General features: G+C 38.8%; 16 protein-coding genes. 11 read left to right on the forward strand and 5 right to left on the reverse strand.

The genetic code is table 11. The features are described 5' to 3' along the window. Positions 1-171 precede the first annotated feature (171 nt). Complete coding sequence (locus tag H4J73_RS12400; protein ID WP_182182303.1) at positions 172-3,609, forward strand: PAS-domain containing protein; 3,438 nt, start codon at positions 172-174, stop codon at positions 3,607-3,609. Between the two features lie 23 nt (positions 3,610-3,632). Here the strand turns inward: H4J73_RS12400 and H4J73_RS12405 are convergent, their stop codons facing one another. The 4 genes from H4J73_RS12405 to coaBC form a co-directional block, all read right to left on the reverse strand. Then, on the reverse strand, positions 3,633-4,292 hold the full coding sequence (locus H4J73_RS12405; protein ID WP_404851873.1) for a response regulator: 660 nt from the start codon (positions 4,290-4,292) through the stop codon (positions 3,633-3,635). A 193-nt stretch (positions 4,293-4,485) separates the two neighbouring features. Next, positions 4,486-5,958, reverse strand: a complete 1,473-nt coding sequence (locus tag H4J73_RS12410) for an aminoacyl-histidine dipeptidase (RefSeq protein WP_182182305.1) — start codon at positions 5,956-5,958, stop codon at positions 4,486-4,488. Positions 5,959-6,053: 95 nt separating this feature from the next. After that, complete coding sequence (gene slmA, locus H4J73_RS12415) at positions 6,054-6,638, reverse strand: nucleoid occlusion factor SlmA (protein WP_182182306.1); 585 nt, start codon at positions 6,636-6,638, stop codon at positions 6,054-6,056. Between the two features lie 11 nt (positions 6,639-6,649). Continuing rightward, complete coding sequence (coaBC, locus tag H4J73_RS12420; RefSeq protein WP_182182307.1) at positions 6,650-7,870, reverse strand: bifunctional phosphopantothenoylcysteine decarboxylase/phosphopantothenate--cysteine ligase CoaBC; 1,221 nt, start codon at positions 7,868-7,870, stop codon at positions 6,650-6,652. 84 nt (positions 7,871-7,954) lie between these two features. On the opposite strand from coaBC, the gene radC reads away from it, so the two are divergent. The 9 genes from radC (at position 7,955) to mutM (ending at position 13,103) form a co-directional block, all read left to right on the forward strand. Continuing rightward, the gene (radC, locus tag H4J73_RS12425; protein ID WP_182182308.1) at positions 7,955-8,626 is read left to right on the forward strand and encodes a DNA repair protein RadC; all 672 of its coding nucleotides are present in this window, start codon (positions 7,955-7,957) and stop codon (positions 8,624-8,626) included. A 26-nt stretch (positions 8,627-8,652) separates the two neighbouring features. After that, positions 8,653-8,985: a PilZ domain-containing protein gene (locus tag H4J73_RS12430; protein ID WP_182182309.1), complete on the forward strand. Its 333-nt coding sequence runs from the start codon at positions 8,653-8,655 to the stop codon at positions 8,983-8,985. Positions 8,986-9,050: 65 nt separating this feature from the next. Next, positions 9,051-9,719 carry an AAA family ATPase gene (locus H4J73_RS12435; RefSeq protein ID WP_182182310.1) on the forward strand — a complete coding sequence of 223 codons (669 nt, stop codon included), beginning with the start codon at positions 9,051-9,053 and terminating at the stop codon, positions 9,717-9,719. Further along, positions 9,706-10,086, forward strand: a complete 381-nt coding sequence (locus H4J73_RS12440; RefSeq protein WP_182182311.1) for a hypothetical protein — start codon at positions 9,706-9,708, stop codon at positions 10,084-10,086. Before H4J73_RS12435 ends, H4J73_RS12440 begins: the two co-directional genes overlap by 14 nt. Positions 10,087-10,319: 233 nt before the next feature. Further along, a complete protein-coding gene (rpmB, locus tag H4J73_RS12445) occupies positions 10,320-10,556 on the forward strand; it encodes a 50S ribosomal protein L28 (RefSeq protein WP_070375416.1) in 237 nt (78 codons plus the stop codon). Positions 10,557-10,580: 24 nt separating this feature from the next. Beyond that, positions 10,581-10,736, forward strand: coding sequence for a 50S ribosomal protein L33 (gene rpmG / locus H4J73_RS12450; RefSeq protein ID WP_070375415.1), 156 nt, complete (start codon positions 10,581-10,583; stop codon positions 10,734-10,736). A 97-nt stretch (positions 10,737-10,833) separates the two neighbouring features. Then, the gene (locus tag H4J73_RS12455; RefSeq protein ID WP_182182312.1) at positions 10,834-11,316 is read left to right on the forward strand and encodes a hypothetical protein; all 483 of its coding nucleotides are present in this window, start codon (positions 10,834-10,836) and stop codon (positions 11,314-11,316) included. A gap of 35 nt (positions 11,317-11,351) precedes the next feature. Beyond that, positions 11,352-12,257: a RimK family alpha-L-glutamate ligase gene (locus H4J73_RS12460; RefSeq protein ID WP_259366525.1), complete on the forward strand. Its 906-nt coding sequence runs from the start codon at positions 11,352-11,354 to the stop codon at positions 12,255-12,257. Between the two features lie 30 nt (positions 12,258-12,287). Then, a complete protein-coding gene (gene mutM, locus H4J73_RS12465) occupies positions 12,288-13,103 on the forward strand; it encodes a bifunctional DNA-formamidopyrimidine glycosylase/DNA-(apurinic or apyrimidinic site) lyase (RefSeq protein WP_182182313.1) in 816 nt (271 codons plus the stop codon). 19 nt (positions 13,104-13,122) lie between these two features. Here mutM and coaD read toward each other — a convergent pair whose 3' ends face one another. Then, positions 13,123-13,596, reverse strand: a complete 474-nt coding sequence (coaD, locus tag H4J73_RS12470) for a pantetheine-phosphate adenylyltransferase (protein WP_182182314.1) — start codon at positions 13,594-13,596, stop codon at positions 13,123-13,125. A gap of 170 nt (positions 13,597-13,766) precedes the next feature. Between coaD and H4J73_RS12475 the strand changes: the two genes are divergently transcribed. Then, positions 13,767-14,423, forward strand: coding sequence for a TetR/AcrR family transcriptional regulator (locus H4J73_RS12475; RefSeq protein WP_182182315.1), 657 nt, complete (start codon positions 13,767-13,769; stop codon positions 14,421-14,423). The last annotated feature ends 10 nt before the right edge of the window (positions 14,424-14,433 follow it).

Below are 14,433 nucleotides of genomic sequence, written 5' to 3' on the forward strand. Positions count from 1 at the left end.
CCCATCAATTCGAATGAAATTCGAATGCAATTATATAGTATTGATATTGAAGTGCAATACTCGACAATTAATCCGTTAAAAGTGTTTTATTCATTAACCACTAACTGTAGTATAAATAAGCGTAGAGGCTTGGTATTGTAGAGCGTATAAAAATAAAAATTGAGATGTATTATGTTCCCCAACTGGCAATTGTCTGTATTGAGTATTGGTTATATTGGCCTGCTTTTTCTTATTGCCTATTTAGGCAATAAATACCGACATAAAATCGTTCGAAAAAGTCAGGGCATTATTTATGCATTAACGTTAGGTGTGTACTGTACGTCATGGAGTTTCTTAGGGACCACCGGACAAGCGTCGACAAACTTTCTTTCCCATATTCCTATTTATTTAGGCCCTATATTATTATTTGCTTTTGCTTGGCCTTTTATTCAACGTATTGTTCGTGTCAGTTTAAAATTAAACTTAACCTCTCTTGCCGACTTACTCGCTTCTCGTTACGGAAAATCGCATAACTTAGCAATTATGGTCACAATTGTTGCTTTAGTCGGCACCATGCCCTATATCGCACTACAGTTAAAGGCGATTGTCTATTCTTTTCAACAACTTCAAGCAGAACAAACGTTAGTCACTTGGCGCTTTGGACTTATTTCAAGCTTAGTACTTGCCGGCTTCACCGTTATATTTGGTATTCGTCATATCGATGTTACAGAACGCCACCCTGGCGTTATGCTCGCCATTGCTTTTGAATCTTTAGTAAAACTTTTTGCCTTTCTTGCTGTGGGTATATTTGTCACTTTTTTCGTTTTCGACTCGCCCATGGATATTTGGTACAAATCAGGGGCAAATTTACAACTTGAACAACAGCTTAACTTCCCCAACATGATGTCAATGTTGGCAATGTTAGTGATTGTAATGGCGGCATTCTTGTCTTTACCTCGACAGTTTCAAGTGATGGTCGTTGAACTTAAAAACCCTAAAGATACCAAGCTTAGTCGAAAAGTATTCCCGCTCTATTTATTAGTTTTTGCTATTTTTGCTGCGCCACTTGGCATCGCAGGCCAAATGATCTTGGGTGATACTGTGCCCTCTGATGCCTATGTTTTGTTCTTACCTTGGCATCATCAACAAACCTGGCTAACCCTGTTTGCTTTTCTTGGCGCGATTTCTGCCGCGAGCTCTATGGTTATTATTTCTTCTATTGCGCTGAGTACCATGCTTAGTAATGAAATCGTTTTTCCCTATATTTTTCGTGCAAGCGAAACTAAAAACACCGACTTTGATGAGTTTCGAATTCGCTTACTCAACATTCGTAAAGCACTTGTTTTACTTGTTATTTTACTCGGTTATGGTGTTTTCTTAATGACCTCACCAGACACCCTTAGTTCGTTAGGTGAGATTGCTTTTGGTGCTTTTGCTCAATTAACGCCGGCACTGGTTGCTGCATTTTATTGGCGAAGAGCCAGTTTAACTGGCGTATATGCCGGTATCTTAATTGGCTTTTCGCTTTGGCTAATACTGAATTTTCTTCCACAGTTTGGTTTATATGAACAACCCTTTACTGGCGGATTATTGTCAGCCAATACCACCGCAAGCTTGCTCAGTTTGACCGTAAATATTATTGTAATGTGGGCATTGTCACAAATAAGTCGGCAAAGCGTACAAGAGCGTGTACAAGCGTCGCTATTTTTAGAGTGGCAAGTACCTAAATTGCTCAGTTCCCAGAAAAAACGTCATGTTGATGAACGCGATTTAGAAGTATTAGTTTCACGTTTTGTTGGTGAAGGAAAAGCAAAAATAAGCTTTAAGCAATTTCAACAAAGCATTGTCAAAAAAGAGGTTACACAAAGCGATTATAACCAACAGTTATTACTACATACTGAAAATACACTCGCCAGTGTTATGGGCGCGTCTTCAGCTTGCTTAGTCTTGTCTTCAGCCTTAGACGGTCGTGATATTGCCCTCGATGAAATTGCGGTATTAGTTGAAGATGCCTCAAGTCAGCAACGAACATTTAGTCAAAACTTATTACAAAGTGCAATTGAAAATGCGAGTGAAGGCATTTCCATTGTCGATAATGAACTTAAACTCGTCGCGTGGAACAATAAATATATTGACATGTTTTCTTACCCTAAGGAGTTGATTTATAAAGGGTGTCCAATAAAGCATCTTATTCGATACAATGCCTCACGCGGTTTGTGTGGTGAAGGCGAAATTAGTCGACAAGTGGAAAAACGTTTAGAGTATTTAAGAAACGGAAGCCCTCATAGCTCTGAACGCCAAAATCCAAATGGGCAAGTCATTAGAATTCAAGGTAACCCTTTACCTGGTGGTGGCTTCGTCATGTTATTTTCTGATGTTACCGCCTATAAAGATGCTGAACGAGTATTAAAAGATACTAATATTGATTTAGAAGCCATTATTGCCGAGCGCACCCAAAAATTAGAAAAAACCAATGAAGACTTAGATATTGCCAGAACAAAAGCTGAACAGGCACATATTAAGAAAAGTTTATATTTGAAAGCCTGTAGTCATGATTTAATGCAACCATTAGAGGCCGCTAGGTTGTTTACTTCAGCGCTGAGTAGCCAAGGGAGTTTAAGTGAAAATCAATTAAGACAAGTCAAAAACATCGATCATTCTTTAAAAGTTGCCAACGATTTACTGTCTGATTTAGGTGAAATAGCACGTATTGAAAGTGGTAATATTACCGCCCATTATACAATTTTTTCTGTGAATGATTTATTCAAAGATTTAGCACAAGAATTCTCAGCTTCCGCCGCTGAATATCACGTTGAATTTAGAGTCGCTTCTTGTAAAGCATGGATTACGTCTGATCGAAATTTATTACGTCGTATTTTACAAAACTTAATTGGTAATGCCTTTCGTTACGCCAGCCCAGGTAAAATTTTATTAGGGGCACGCATTGTGGGCAAGGACGTTAACATTCAAGTAGTAGATAGTGGTCCAGGTATTCCTCTTGAAAAACAAAAAATTGTTTTCGAGCAGTTTACCCAACTAGAAAATAGTACCCGTCATACGAGCAGAGGCTTGGGGCTTGGCCTTAACATTACCCAAAGTTTAGCCCAGTTATTAGAACACCCACTGTCGTTAAAATCTAAAGATCAGCAAGGTTGTAAATTCTCACTCGCTATTCCCAAAGCTCAGCGACAAGTTAAAATTAACATTGAACAGCCCATCGCTAAAATAGGGTTAAAAGATGTTACCGTTATGTGTATTGATAATGATCTTGATGTACTTAACGGTATGACTGAGCTATTAAGTGCTTGGCAGTGTAATGTGCTGTCAGCTAACTCTTTTGAGCAAGCAAAAAAAATATTTTCACTGCACGAAAATGAAGTTGAAATTTTATTAGTCGACTACCAACTCAATAATAACCAAGATGGCTTAATCTTGATAAAAGCCTTACGCGCCAGCAGTAATCATTATATTCCTGCGATATTAATTACAGCGACCACCGATAGTGATATTGAAGAAAAGACTCAGAAAGCTGACGTTGGTTTTATGAGGAAGCTTGTTAAGCCAGCAGCACTTCGCGCTATGATGAGCGCGATGTTGGCGAAGAAGTTAAAAGATAATTATGCTGAGTAGTGTCAATTAAAAACAAGCCAATTTTAATTATTGATATTCGGTTCAGAGACATTAAGTGGTGCAATAGCGATAACGGCTTGCGTTCTATTACGAACATTGAGTTTACGAAAAATAGCGGTTGCGTGAGCTTTTATTGTCGCTTCTGATACATTAAGGTCATATGCAATTTGCTTATTTAATAGACCTTGTGCGAACATCATTAAAATTCGATATTGTTGTTGGGTCAAACTTGCAACACGTTCAGCAATATTACTTTCACCATCACCTTTACTGGCCTGTTCAAAACTTTCTGGCACCCATACTTCACCCGCTAAAATCTGTTGAATAGCATAAATAATAGTGTCTACGGGCGTAGATTTTGGTACAAAACCTGCTGCACCATACTCCATAGCTTTACAAATGGTGTCATTATCTTCATGCGCAGAAATCATGACTACAGGTATTTGTGGAAAGTGATTACGTACGTGAATCAAAGTATTAAAACCATGCGCACCTGGAATATTCAAATCTAACAGCACTAAATCACTGTCAGTATTGGCTAACAATTGCTGATCAAGTTGTTCTATTGTTTGTGCTTCTAGCCACTGCGTTTTATTAAACTTAACATCGAGAGCCGCTAATAACGCCTGTCTAAATAAAGGGTGGTCGTCAGCAACTATTATTTTTTCTGGCTGGAACATAATGTTATACCTTAAAAGTTATTATTTTTAGTGTAACGGAACTCAAAAAAAATGTTACTAGACTTTAGGCTAACAAGTGATACCTTACGCGATAGTTCTGAGCTTTATTTAACAACGCTGTTGAATATCTTTAGGCACGATTAACATTATGCCCCTTAATAGATTCAACAACGTATCTAACTGCTCAAACGATAAACTACGCTTTTTTGGGAATATTCTTCAATACCGCAACCAGTAACTGCCAATAAAGCGCAACCGCAGCGACATTCACTTTTTCATCGGGTGAATGAGGAAACTTAATGGTCGGTCCAAACGAGACCATATCCCAGTTTGGATAAGCGGTTTTAAATAAGCCACACTCTAAACCGGCATGAATCACCATAATTTCAGGGACTTTATTAAACAGTGCTTGGTAGGTATCACGGACCGTTTTCATAATACGGGAACTCGTATCAGGCTTCCACCCGGGATAAGCGCCAGCAAACTCAACCTTTGCTCCTGCCAATGTAAAGACTGAATTCACCATAGACTCTGCCATTAAACGGCCATCGTCATGTAAACTACGAATGAGAGACATTGCCACAAATTTATGCCCTTTACAGCGAACAACGCCTAAATTAAGCGACGTTTCTACAATACCTTCAATATCATCACTCATGCGAACAACACCATTTGGACAGGCGTTAAGCGCATTTAAAATTAACGATTGTGTTTTACTATTCCAACACTGGTCGAAAATCTCTGGTGAAATAAGTAACATATCGATATCAGTTTCAATGCTACCTAATGTCGTACGCAATGTGGCTAAATAAGTGGCTACGCTTACTTTAAATGCTGCAACGTCCTTTGTTGTAATAACGAAACTGGCATCAGCTTCACGAGGAATAGCATTGCGTAAGCTACCACCGTTTAAATCAACTAAGCGCAGGTCGAACTTTTGGCTCGCTTCAAGTAAAAAGCGCACTAAAAGTTTATTTGCGTTAGCGCGACCTGTATCAATGTCGACCCCTGAATGCCCGCCTTTTAAACCAGAAAGAGACAAGGTAAATGAAGTAAAATCTTGTGCAACATCTTCAAAAACTAGTGTAAAGGTAGCTTCAGCGTCAATGCCACCCGCGCAACCCATATATATTTCGCCTTCTTGTTCAGAATCGGTATTAATTAAAATATCACCGTCTAACCAGCCCGCCTCTAAGCCAAAAGCACCGCTCATGCCAGCTTCTTCATCTATGGTCACTAAAACTTCTAAAGGCCCATGAACAATATCGTTACTTGCTAAAACCGCTAAAGCTGAGCATAAGCCAATGCCATTATCAGCACCTAATGTGGTGCCTTCTGCCGTTACCCATTGTCCGTCAGCTTCTTCAACGATATAAGGCTTTATAGCATCCGTTAAAAAGTCATGATCGGAATCCGCATTCTTTTGCGGTACCATATCCATATGTGCTTGAAGAATAACACCTTGGCAATTTTCCATGCCTAATGTTGCTGGCTTCTTAATGAAAATATTACCTACGGCATCTTCTTTTACCGCTAAACCTTGCTCTTTTGCCCAAGATTGGATCCAAGCTGATATCTTTTGCTCATGCTTTGAAGGGTGCGGAATGCTGCATACTTTTTCAAATAACTGCCATAAATTCGTTGGTTGAAGTTGTGATAAATTACTCACATTGTTTCCTTAATTTTATTTTAATACTTGTTAGTTTATCTACTTGCTGAAATCGGTATTGCTAAGAATCGCCTTATAGCCTTTTTGCGCGAATTTTATTTACCCGCCATTAAAAATTGCCATTGGTCATTGAAGTCTTCACTGGGTTTCTTGGTAAAACCTGAACGCACATACTGGCTAATTTTCCCTTCAACAAAGGCGCCTAATATATTGGCTAATGCTTGCTCTGAAATACTAAAGCCTTTACCTTCACGTAATTTTCGTTCACGTAAAACTTGTTTAAATTGTGTTTCTAACTTTTCAAAATATTGATTAACCCGTGCACGTAACCTTTCGTTTTCGCCCATTAGCGCATCCCCTGCTAGAATACGGCACATACCTGGGTTACGCTCAGAAAAAACCAACAAAACATGCAAAATATGATGACAACGCACCAACGCTTCTTTGTGATCACTGAGAATTAAATTTACCCTTGAAAAAGTTGATTCTTCAATAAAATCAATTAAGCCTTCGAACATACGTGCCTTAGAAGGGAAGTGACGATAAAGCGCAGCTTCTGATACGCCAACTTCTGCGGCAAGTTTCGCGGTCGTTATTCTCTGACCAGGACAAGTCTCTAGCATTTTGGCTAAACACTCTAAAATTTGTTGTTTGCGATTAGTTTTTTGCGCTACGGTCATAAATCGTTCTCTTATTTTTTTTCAATATAATGTTGCGAAATTAGTTGTACTAATTGCTCGGCAAGTATTTTTTTTGAAGCTAACGGTAACTCCGTTTTATTTTTACTGGAAAAAATCGTTAACGCATTATCATCACTGTTAAAACCTTGGCCTAAAAGTGCAACATTATTGGCGGCAATCATATCAAGATTTTTTCTTTTTAATTTATCTAACGCATAGTGTTCAACATCTTGTGTTTCTGCCGCAAAACCCACGGTAAAAGGTTTTGATGACAAAGCAGCGACATTCGCAATAATATCTGGATTTTTCACTAAATTAAGTTGCATTGCATCGGCTGATTTTTTAATTTTCTGTATAGCTACCTCACTAACACGGTAGTCAGCAACAGCCGCACAAGCGACAAAAACATCTGCTTTCTTTGCAAATTCAAGCGCTTGCTCGTGCATTTGCAACGCACTTTCTACAGCTATTTTCTCACAACCGTTTGGTACGGAAATATTTACTGGGCCTGAAATAATATGTACTTTTGCGCCAGCCAACTGAGCCGCTTGTGCGATCGCATAACCCATTTTTCCTGAACTGTGATTAGAGATATAACGCACAGGATCAATAGCTTCACGCGTTGGCCCTGCGGTAACGACCCATGTTTGACCTAATAGCTTTACCTGGGAAGCAATCAAAGGCTGCTGAAAAAATTCACACATATGTGTTACTAATTTATCAACGTCTAACATCCGCCCTAAACCAACATCACCACAAGCTTGTTCTCCAGCGCCTGGGCCGAAGACAACCACTTTTCGAGCAATAAGTTTACTCATATTTTCTTGGGTAACTTCAGCATGCCACATTTGTTGATTCATCGCGGGAGCAATCGCTATTGGGGCAGTCGTTGCTAAACATATTGTCGTTAATAAATCATTTGCCATGCCACAAGTAATACGCGCGATGGCGTCGGCAGTCGCTGGTGCGATTAAAACAAAATCGGCCCACTTTGCTAGTTCAATATGTCCCATGGCTAATTCAGCTTGGGTATCAAGTAGGCTATCTGAAACAGCATTTGCCGAAACAGCTTGAAGTGTTAATGGCGTAATAAAGGCTTTCGCCGCTGTGGTCATTACGACACGAACATCCGCGCCACGTTCTTTTAAACGGCGCACTAATTCTGGTGTTTTATAAGCAGCAATACCGCCAGTAATACCCAGAACTATTTTTTTCCCCTGTAAAATTTGCATAAACTGCTAGTCTTAATAACGATAAGTGGCGATAAGATACCATTAATTTGTTCATTTACAAATTGGCTTTGCAAGGATGCGGCGATGTTAAAAGATTGGTTAGAAAATGAAAAACCGAGGGAGAAGTTACTCTACAGAGGCCCCAGCAGTTTAAGTGACGCTGAATTATTAGCAATATTTTTACGTACGGGGGTAAAAGGTTGCCATGTTGTTGAGCTGGCTCAGCAGCTTTTAAAAAACTTTGGCAGTATTGCGGCCATTTATCGCGCGACAGAAAAAGAATTTTGTCAGCACCATGGTTTAGGTGTGGCTAAATACGTGCAGTTACAAGCTTGTTTAGAAATGTCGAAGCGATACCTTAGCGAGCAATTACAGCAAGGGACAGCATTAACCTCGTCACAAGCAACGCGAGATTATTTAACCAGTGAATTACGGGGAGAAAGCAGAGAGATTTTTGCGGTGATGTTTCTCAACAACCAACATCAGGTATTAACTTTTGAACGCTTGTTTTTTGGTACGATTGATGCGGCAGCTGTTTACCCCCGAATAGTGGTTGAACACGCCTTAAAGCAACAGGCCGCCGCTGTTATATTAGCGCACAATCATCCTTCTGGTATCGCCGAAGCAAGTATTGCTGATAAAAAAATTACCAAAAGGTTAGAGCAAGCGCTAAGCTTAATTGACATTCGAGTGCTCGACCACATCATTGTTGCTGGTAACCAATGTTACTCATTTGCTGAGCATGGTGAATTATAATAAACACGATAGGTTAGGAGAGTGAAATGAATGACGCTGAATTAGATCAAAGTATTGTAGACGATAGCGAACGACGACAAACTTTTCGTTTAGACATGGAAAAAGAGTTAGTTGATATTCTCTGGATAAATGACCAACAAAAATCGGTGCAACGAAAAATCACTTGTTTAGACTTTTCTCGTGGTGGTTTAAAGCTTGATTGCGACCATATTATTCCACTTCATACTAAAGTTACGGTGGTTTTTAAAGTGGCCAACCCCGATAGCCAGAATTTATATGGCACAGTGATCAGGTGTATCAAACAACCTAATGGTTATTTCGAGTTAGCGTTGCGCTTAGAAAATCAAACAGCAAAATAAAATAGTTGCACTATAATTAATTCTTGATGCTGATGTTACAACAAGAGGTAAGGACATTTTATATTATGATGATTCTAGTAGGTGGCGAAAAGGGGGGAAGTGGTAAAAGCTGTTTAGCACAGAATTTAGCTGTTTATTTTGCCCGTGATAAAAAAGCAATTGTACTGATGGTTGACTGTGATCCACAAAGAACAACGTCTGACTGGATACAAGCAAGAAACTCTGACCCTTCATTGCCAGCGATAAATTGTATTCAGCTCTACGGAAAGATCCGCAACGATTTGCTCAGTTTGGTACAGCATTATGATTACGTGATTGTTGATTGTGGTGGCCAAGATAACTTAGCACTACGTGCAGCAATGTCGGTTGCTGACCATGTCATTATTCCACTTCGCCCTAAACGCCGAGATTTAAAAACAGTGCCACACATGGAAGATATGCTCAGTACTTGTAAAATGGTTAATCCAAAAATGATCGCCTCTTTTGTCATCACTCAATGTCCATCACTACCCAATCAAGGCAAACGAATTTTAGAAGCCAAAGAGGTCTGTCATTCATATGGTATTAACGTATTAAACGCAGTAACCTTTAGCCGTAATGTCTATGATGATAGCGAAGAACAAGGATCGTCAGTACTAGAAATAGAGCCTCAGGGTAAAGCAGCAATAGAAATGACTGCAATAGCTGAAGAATTATTAGCAATGAAGCCGGACAACTCACATGAGTTTAACTGACCTAAAAAAAACCACAAAAGCAAAGGAAAAGAAAAGGGAGTTTACTGTTGATGAATTTATTGCTGACGCAGAAAATTATGCGTTAGGTCATCCCGAAATTCTGAACAACGACAACACCCAAAATGTTTCTATTGAGCAAGCCATTATTGCGGCAAAACAGCAATTGGCCAGTAAGAATACGAAACGTGAGAAACCATTTCGTCATGCGACTTTCACCCTTAGCGAACAGGCTATTCATCAACTACAAAATCTAGCAAAAGAAACCAAATTAGCTAAATCACATATTATTCGCATTCTAATTAACGAATTGTGTAATGAAGAACAACACAACAAACTCAAAAAATTGCTCGACTCTGGGATAAATTAACAACAATCTTTTATTTATCTGTTCAATTACTCCCCAATCTTCACATCATATTACTGGAATACCCTCATAAACTCTTGTAAAGCCACATAATATCAGGTTAACATAGTTTTTTTTTATAAAAGCTGGCTTTCATTTTTCAGTTTCACTATAATATGCCACCTTTTTCAGGATCTCGAGGCGACGGTCTTGGGGAATAATAGTTCGACCTGGAATTAATTTTTGGAGTACTCAGAATGTCTAAAGTTTGCCAAGTAACAGGCAAAGTGCCAATGGTTGGAAACAACCGTTCACATGCAAGAAACGCGACTCGTCGTCGTTTTTTACCAAACCTTCAATCTCACCGTTTTTGGGTTGAGAGTGAAAATCGTTTCGTTAAATTACGTTTAACTCCGAAAGGAATGCGTATTATCGATAAGAAAGGTATTGATGTAGTATTAACTGACATCCGTGCCCGTGGCGGAAAAGTTTAACAACTACTTTTAGAGGAAATTATTATGCGCGATAAAATTCGTTTAGTTTCTAGTGCCGGTACTGGTCATTTTTATACTACAGATAAGAATAAAAAGACTATGCCTGAAAAGATGGAGATCAAGAAATTTGATCCACGTATCCGTCAGCACGTTATGTACAAAGAAGCTAAAATTAAGTAATTTTAATTTAGTTTTGAAAAACCCAGCAATTGCTGGGTTTTTTATTGCCTAAAATTTAGTATCATCGTTACTCTTTTACTTACTGATGAATATTTTCATGAAACTTTCTCGTACTGGTTGGAATAACGTTATCATTTTTTCAGTGATGATTTTTATTCTTGTGATTAACGTAACCAATAAAAAATTATATCCATCAGATAACAAGCAAAGCAATGAACAAACATTGTTTGCCAAGCATACTGTCATTTTATCGTTAGCGATTAATCAGCAAGTAACCATTGAACGTATCGGACGAACTTGGCGAGCCACTCCCGTAAAGATTTCAGGACAAGCATTGGATCAAATGATGCTCTCCTGGCATGAAACACAGGGCATTGTTGTGACTGAACCACCCGCACTTGACCACCAAATGGCGTTAGTTGTTTCGGTTGAATTAGCCGGTGAGGCACACTCTCAATTACTTAACCTCTTTATTACTAATAATGAATTACTCGTTTTTAATCAGCAACAAAAAAAGTGGCTATCTTTTCCTCTGGCAATATTTTCTCAACTCATTCCCAATGAAATATTAGCAAGTTAAACGTTACGTCCTTCACTCTAACTATTAAGAAGACCATGCCAATGACTCATGATAAAATACAGCACTGCGCGATACTGACCATGAACAACCTTGACGATTTTGAGGCATACGACAACTTACTAGAGCAGCCACTCCTTGTCTTAGGCTGGCAAATGCACATGGTATCGTGGCATGATAAAAGCGTTAATTGGAATGATTATGCGGCCGTTATCATTCGCTCGCCATGGGATTACCAAGATGACGCTCCTGCTTTTTTAAACGTACTAAATAGTATTGAACAATCGAGTGCTCACCTTGAGAATAGCTTAATTACAGTTGCATGGAATATTGATAAAATATATTTACGTGAATTAGCCCGTAACGGTATCAATATTGTAAAAACATTATGGCGAAAAAACCTAACTCAACAACAGGTTGCCGAATACTTTACTGAACTCAATGTTGATCAATTAGTGATAAAGCCACGTATTAGTGCCAATGCAGATAATACTTTTTGGTTAACGAAAGACAATCACACCAAATTTTATTCACAACTTGAGAAAGCGTTTTCAGCAAGCGAATTTTTAGTACAACCTTTTATGGAAAGTGTTATTGATGAAGGTGAATTTTCACTGTTTTATTTTAATGGTCAGTACAGCCATGCTATTTTGAAAACACCAAAAGACCATGATTTTCGTGTTCAAGAAGAACATGGCGGACGTTTAGCTTCAATAACACCCGAAAAAAGTTTGATAAACCATGCTGAGCAATCCCTGAATGTCATAAAAGCACAAATAGGCATGCCACTCTACGCTCGTATGGATTTTGTTCGAAGCGAACAAGGCTTTGGGCTTATGGAAGCTGAGCTAATTGAGCCTTCATTATATTTTAATATGGATGAACATTCCGCAAACCGCTTTGCTCAAGCTTTTGTTAATCGTATGCAGTCTTTAACGCTGTAATTTTTAAATTAAACCCGATCCAGAGTTACTATGCCTGAATTACCTGAAGTAGAAGTTTGCCGACAAGGCATTAGTCCCCATATTTTAAAACAAACCGTCTCTAAGGTCGTGGTACGTAATGCTAAGTTACGTTGGCCTATCCCTGAAACGGTACAAACCATGATTGGTTATCGTGTACATGCGGTAGAACGACGTTCAAAATATTTGTTAATAAAATTTTCGCATGGCACTTTAGTTTTACATTTAGGCATGTCGGGAACCATTAGAGTTATTGATGACAATATGCCTGTCGCAAAGCATGATCACTTTGATTTAGTCTTCACGCACGGCAAAGCGTTACGGCTGAATGACCCTCGCCGCTTTGGCGCAGTACTCTGGTTTAAAGACAATATAGACGAACGAGGCTTATTAAGTAAATTAGGCCCTGAACCACTCACTGACGATTTTTGTTATGGTTATTTATTTAATAAAGCTAAAAATAGAAAAATGCCAATAAAAACCTTCTTAATGTCAAACCCTGTTGTCGTCGGTGTTGGCAATATTTATGCAAACGAAGCCTTGTTTAAAGCTGGGATTTTGCCAACCGCACTAGCAGGTACCATTTGTGAGTCACGTTTTGACCAACTCACTGATATCATCAAAACAGTGTTAACCGCCGCGATTGCTCAGGGGGGCACAACCTTAAAAGACTTTACCCAAGCCGATGGGCGTCCAGGGTATTTTGCGCAAGAACTATTAGTTTATGGTCGAGCAGGCAAGCAATGTAAAACTTGCCAAACAACATTAGAAGAGGTTAGACAGTCAAATCGCAGTTCAGTTTTTTGTCCAAACTGCCAAACTGATTAGTCATTGATTAAAATGGCGGTTAGCTCTTGTCTAAGGCCGCTTTTACAATAGGATGAACAAATTGGCTGACATCGCCATTATGCAAGGACACTTCTTTAACTAACGTTGAGGAAATAAAAGAATTTCCTTCTGAGGGGGTTAAAAAAACACTTTCCAATTCAGGGGCTAAACGTCTATTCATATTCGCTAATTGAAATTCATAATCAAAGTCAGATACTGCCCTCAAGCCACGGATCAGTACTTTGGCTTGCTTCTTCTGAGCAAAATCCACTAATAAACCACTAAAGCCAACGACAGTGATATTGGGTAGGTGACGGCTGACCTCCTCAATCATCGCAACGCGTTGGGCTAGGTCAAAACGAGGTTTTTTGCTTGGGCTTGCAGCAACCCCCACAATAACTTCAGAAAATAGCGCGCTCGCACGCTCAATTAAATCAGTATGACCGTTAGTCACGGGATCAAAGGTTCCTGGATAAATCGCTTTTATTGTCATGAGTTGTATCTTCTTTATAAACTTGAAAACATTGTAAAGGCTATTTTTAGTGAATGGAAACTAACAAAGGTGAATTTGTTAAAGTATTTACTCGAAAAGCCTTTCCGTCAGTTCAATTTTGATAGTATGATGGAAAATAATACAATGGCACATAAACAGAAGTAACTGACATGAAAACCCGTGATAAAATTATTCAAGCTAGCATTGAGCTTTTCAATGACCAAGGCGAGCGCAACGTTACAACGAACCACATTGCTGCGCATTTAAGTATTAGCCCAGGTAACTTGTATTATCACTTTCGTAATAAAGAAGACATTATTCTTTCTATCTACGAAGAATATGCGCGTAACCTACTGCTAGAAACCGTTCCTTTTGTTTCCCCTGATGTAAAACCACTCGATACCATTATTTTATACATGGACGCTGTTTTTCAAGCACTGATGAAATTTCGTTTCTTCTACAGTAATCTTCCTGTCTTGTTAGCCAAAAATCCTTTATTACATGAGAAGTATGTTGAGGTTCAATCATCAATCGCTTCGCGTGTCAGTGAAATGCTTTTGTCATTACGCACGACTAAAATGATGAAGTTCGCTGACGAAGACTTACCTGATATTGTCAGTATATTACGTTTAGTAAATACCTTTTGGTTAAGTTTTTATCAAACACAAAATAAGAACATTGAAATTACTGATGCCGTTTTTTACGAAGGTGTACTGAAGATACTTGTGATTATTCAACCCTACATCACAGAGTCTGCGATGCCTGAGTTTTTAGAAGCTCGTACCATGTACCGTAAACGTTGTTTAGAAGTCGCTGACGTTGCTTAACTAGGCTATA

The organism is Colwellia sp. MB3u-41 (genome assembly GCF_014076845.1).
Taxonomy (GTDB): Bacteria; Pseudomonadota; Gammaproteobacteria; order Enterobacterales; family Alteromonadaceae; genus Colwellia_A.

Excerpts from the sequence above, each read along its gene's own strand:
- H4J73_RS12400 (WP_182182303.1), top strand. The coding sequence starts at position 172 with ATGTTCCCCAACTGGCAATTGTCTGTATTGAGTATTGGTTATATTGGC.
- slmA (WP_182182306.1), bottom strand. The coding sequence starts at position 6,638 with ATGACCGTAGCGCAAAAAACTAATCGCAAACAACAAATTTTAGAGTGT.
- coaBC (WP_182182307.1), bottom strand. The coding sequence starts at position 7,870 with ATGCAAATTTTACAGGGGAAAAAAATAGTTCTGGGTATTACTGGCGGT.
- radC (WP_182182308.1), top strand. The coding sequence starts at position 7,955 with ATGTTAAAAGATTGGTTAGAAAATGAAAAACCGAGGGAGAAGTTACTC.
- H4J73_RS12430 (WP_182182309.1), top strand. The coding sequence starts at position 8,653 with ATGAATGACGCTGAATTAGATCAAAGTATTGTAGACGATAGCGAACGA.
- H4J73_RS12435 (WP_182182310.1), top strand. The coding sequence starts at position 9,051 with ATGATGATTCTAGTAGGTGGCGAAAAGGGGGGAAGTGGTAAAAGCTGT.
- H4J73_RS12440 (WP_182182311.1), top strand. The coding sequence starts at position 9,706 with ATGAGTTTAACTGACCTAAAAAAAACCACAAAAGCAAAGGAAAAGAAA.
- rpmB (WP_070375416.1), top strand. The coding sequence starts at position 10,320 with ATGTCTAAAGTTTGCCAAGTAACAGGCAAAGTGCCAATGGTTGGAAAC.
- rpmG (WP_070375415.1), top strand. The coding sequence starts at position 10,581 with ATGCGCGATAAAATTCGTTTAGTTTCTAGTGCCGGTACTGGTCATTTT.
- H4J73_RS12455 (WP_182182312.1), top strand. The coding sequence starts at position 10,834 with ATGAAACTTTCTCGTACTGGTTGGAATAACGTTATCATTTTTTCAGTG.
- H4J73_RS12460 (WP_259366525.1), top strand. The coding sequence starts at position 11,352 with ATGCCAATGACTCATGATAAAATACAGCACTGCGCGATACTGACCATG.
- mutM (WP_182182313.1), top strand. The coding sequence starts at position 12,288 with ATGCCTGAATTACCTGAAGTAGAAGTTTGCCGACAAGGCATTAGTCCC.
- coaD (WP_182182314.1), bottom strand. The coding sequence starts at position 13,596 with ATGACAATAAAAGCGATTTATCCAGGAACCTTTGATCCCGTGACTAAC.
- H4J73_RS12475 (WP_182182315.1), top strand. The coding sequence starts at position 13,767 with ATGAAAACCCGTGATAAAATTATTCAAGCTAGCATTGAGCTTTTCAAT.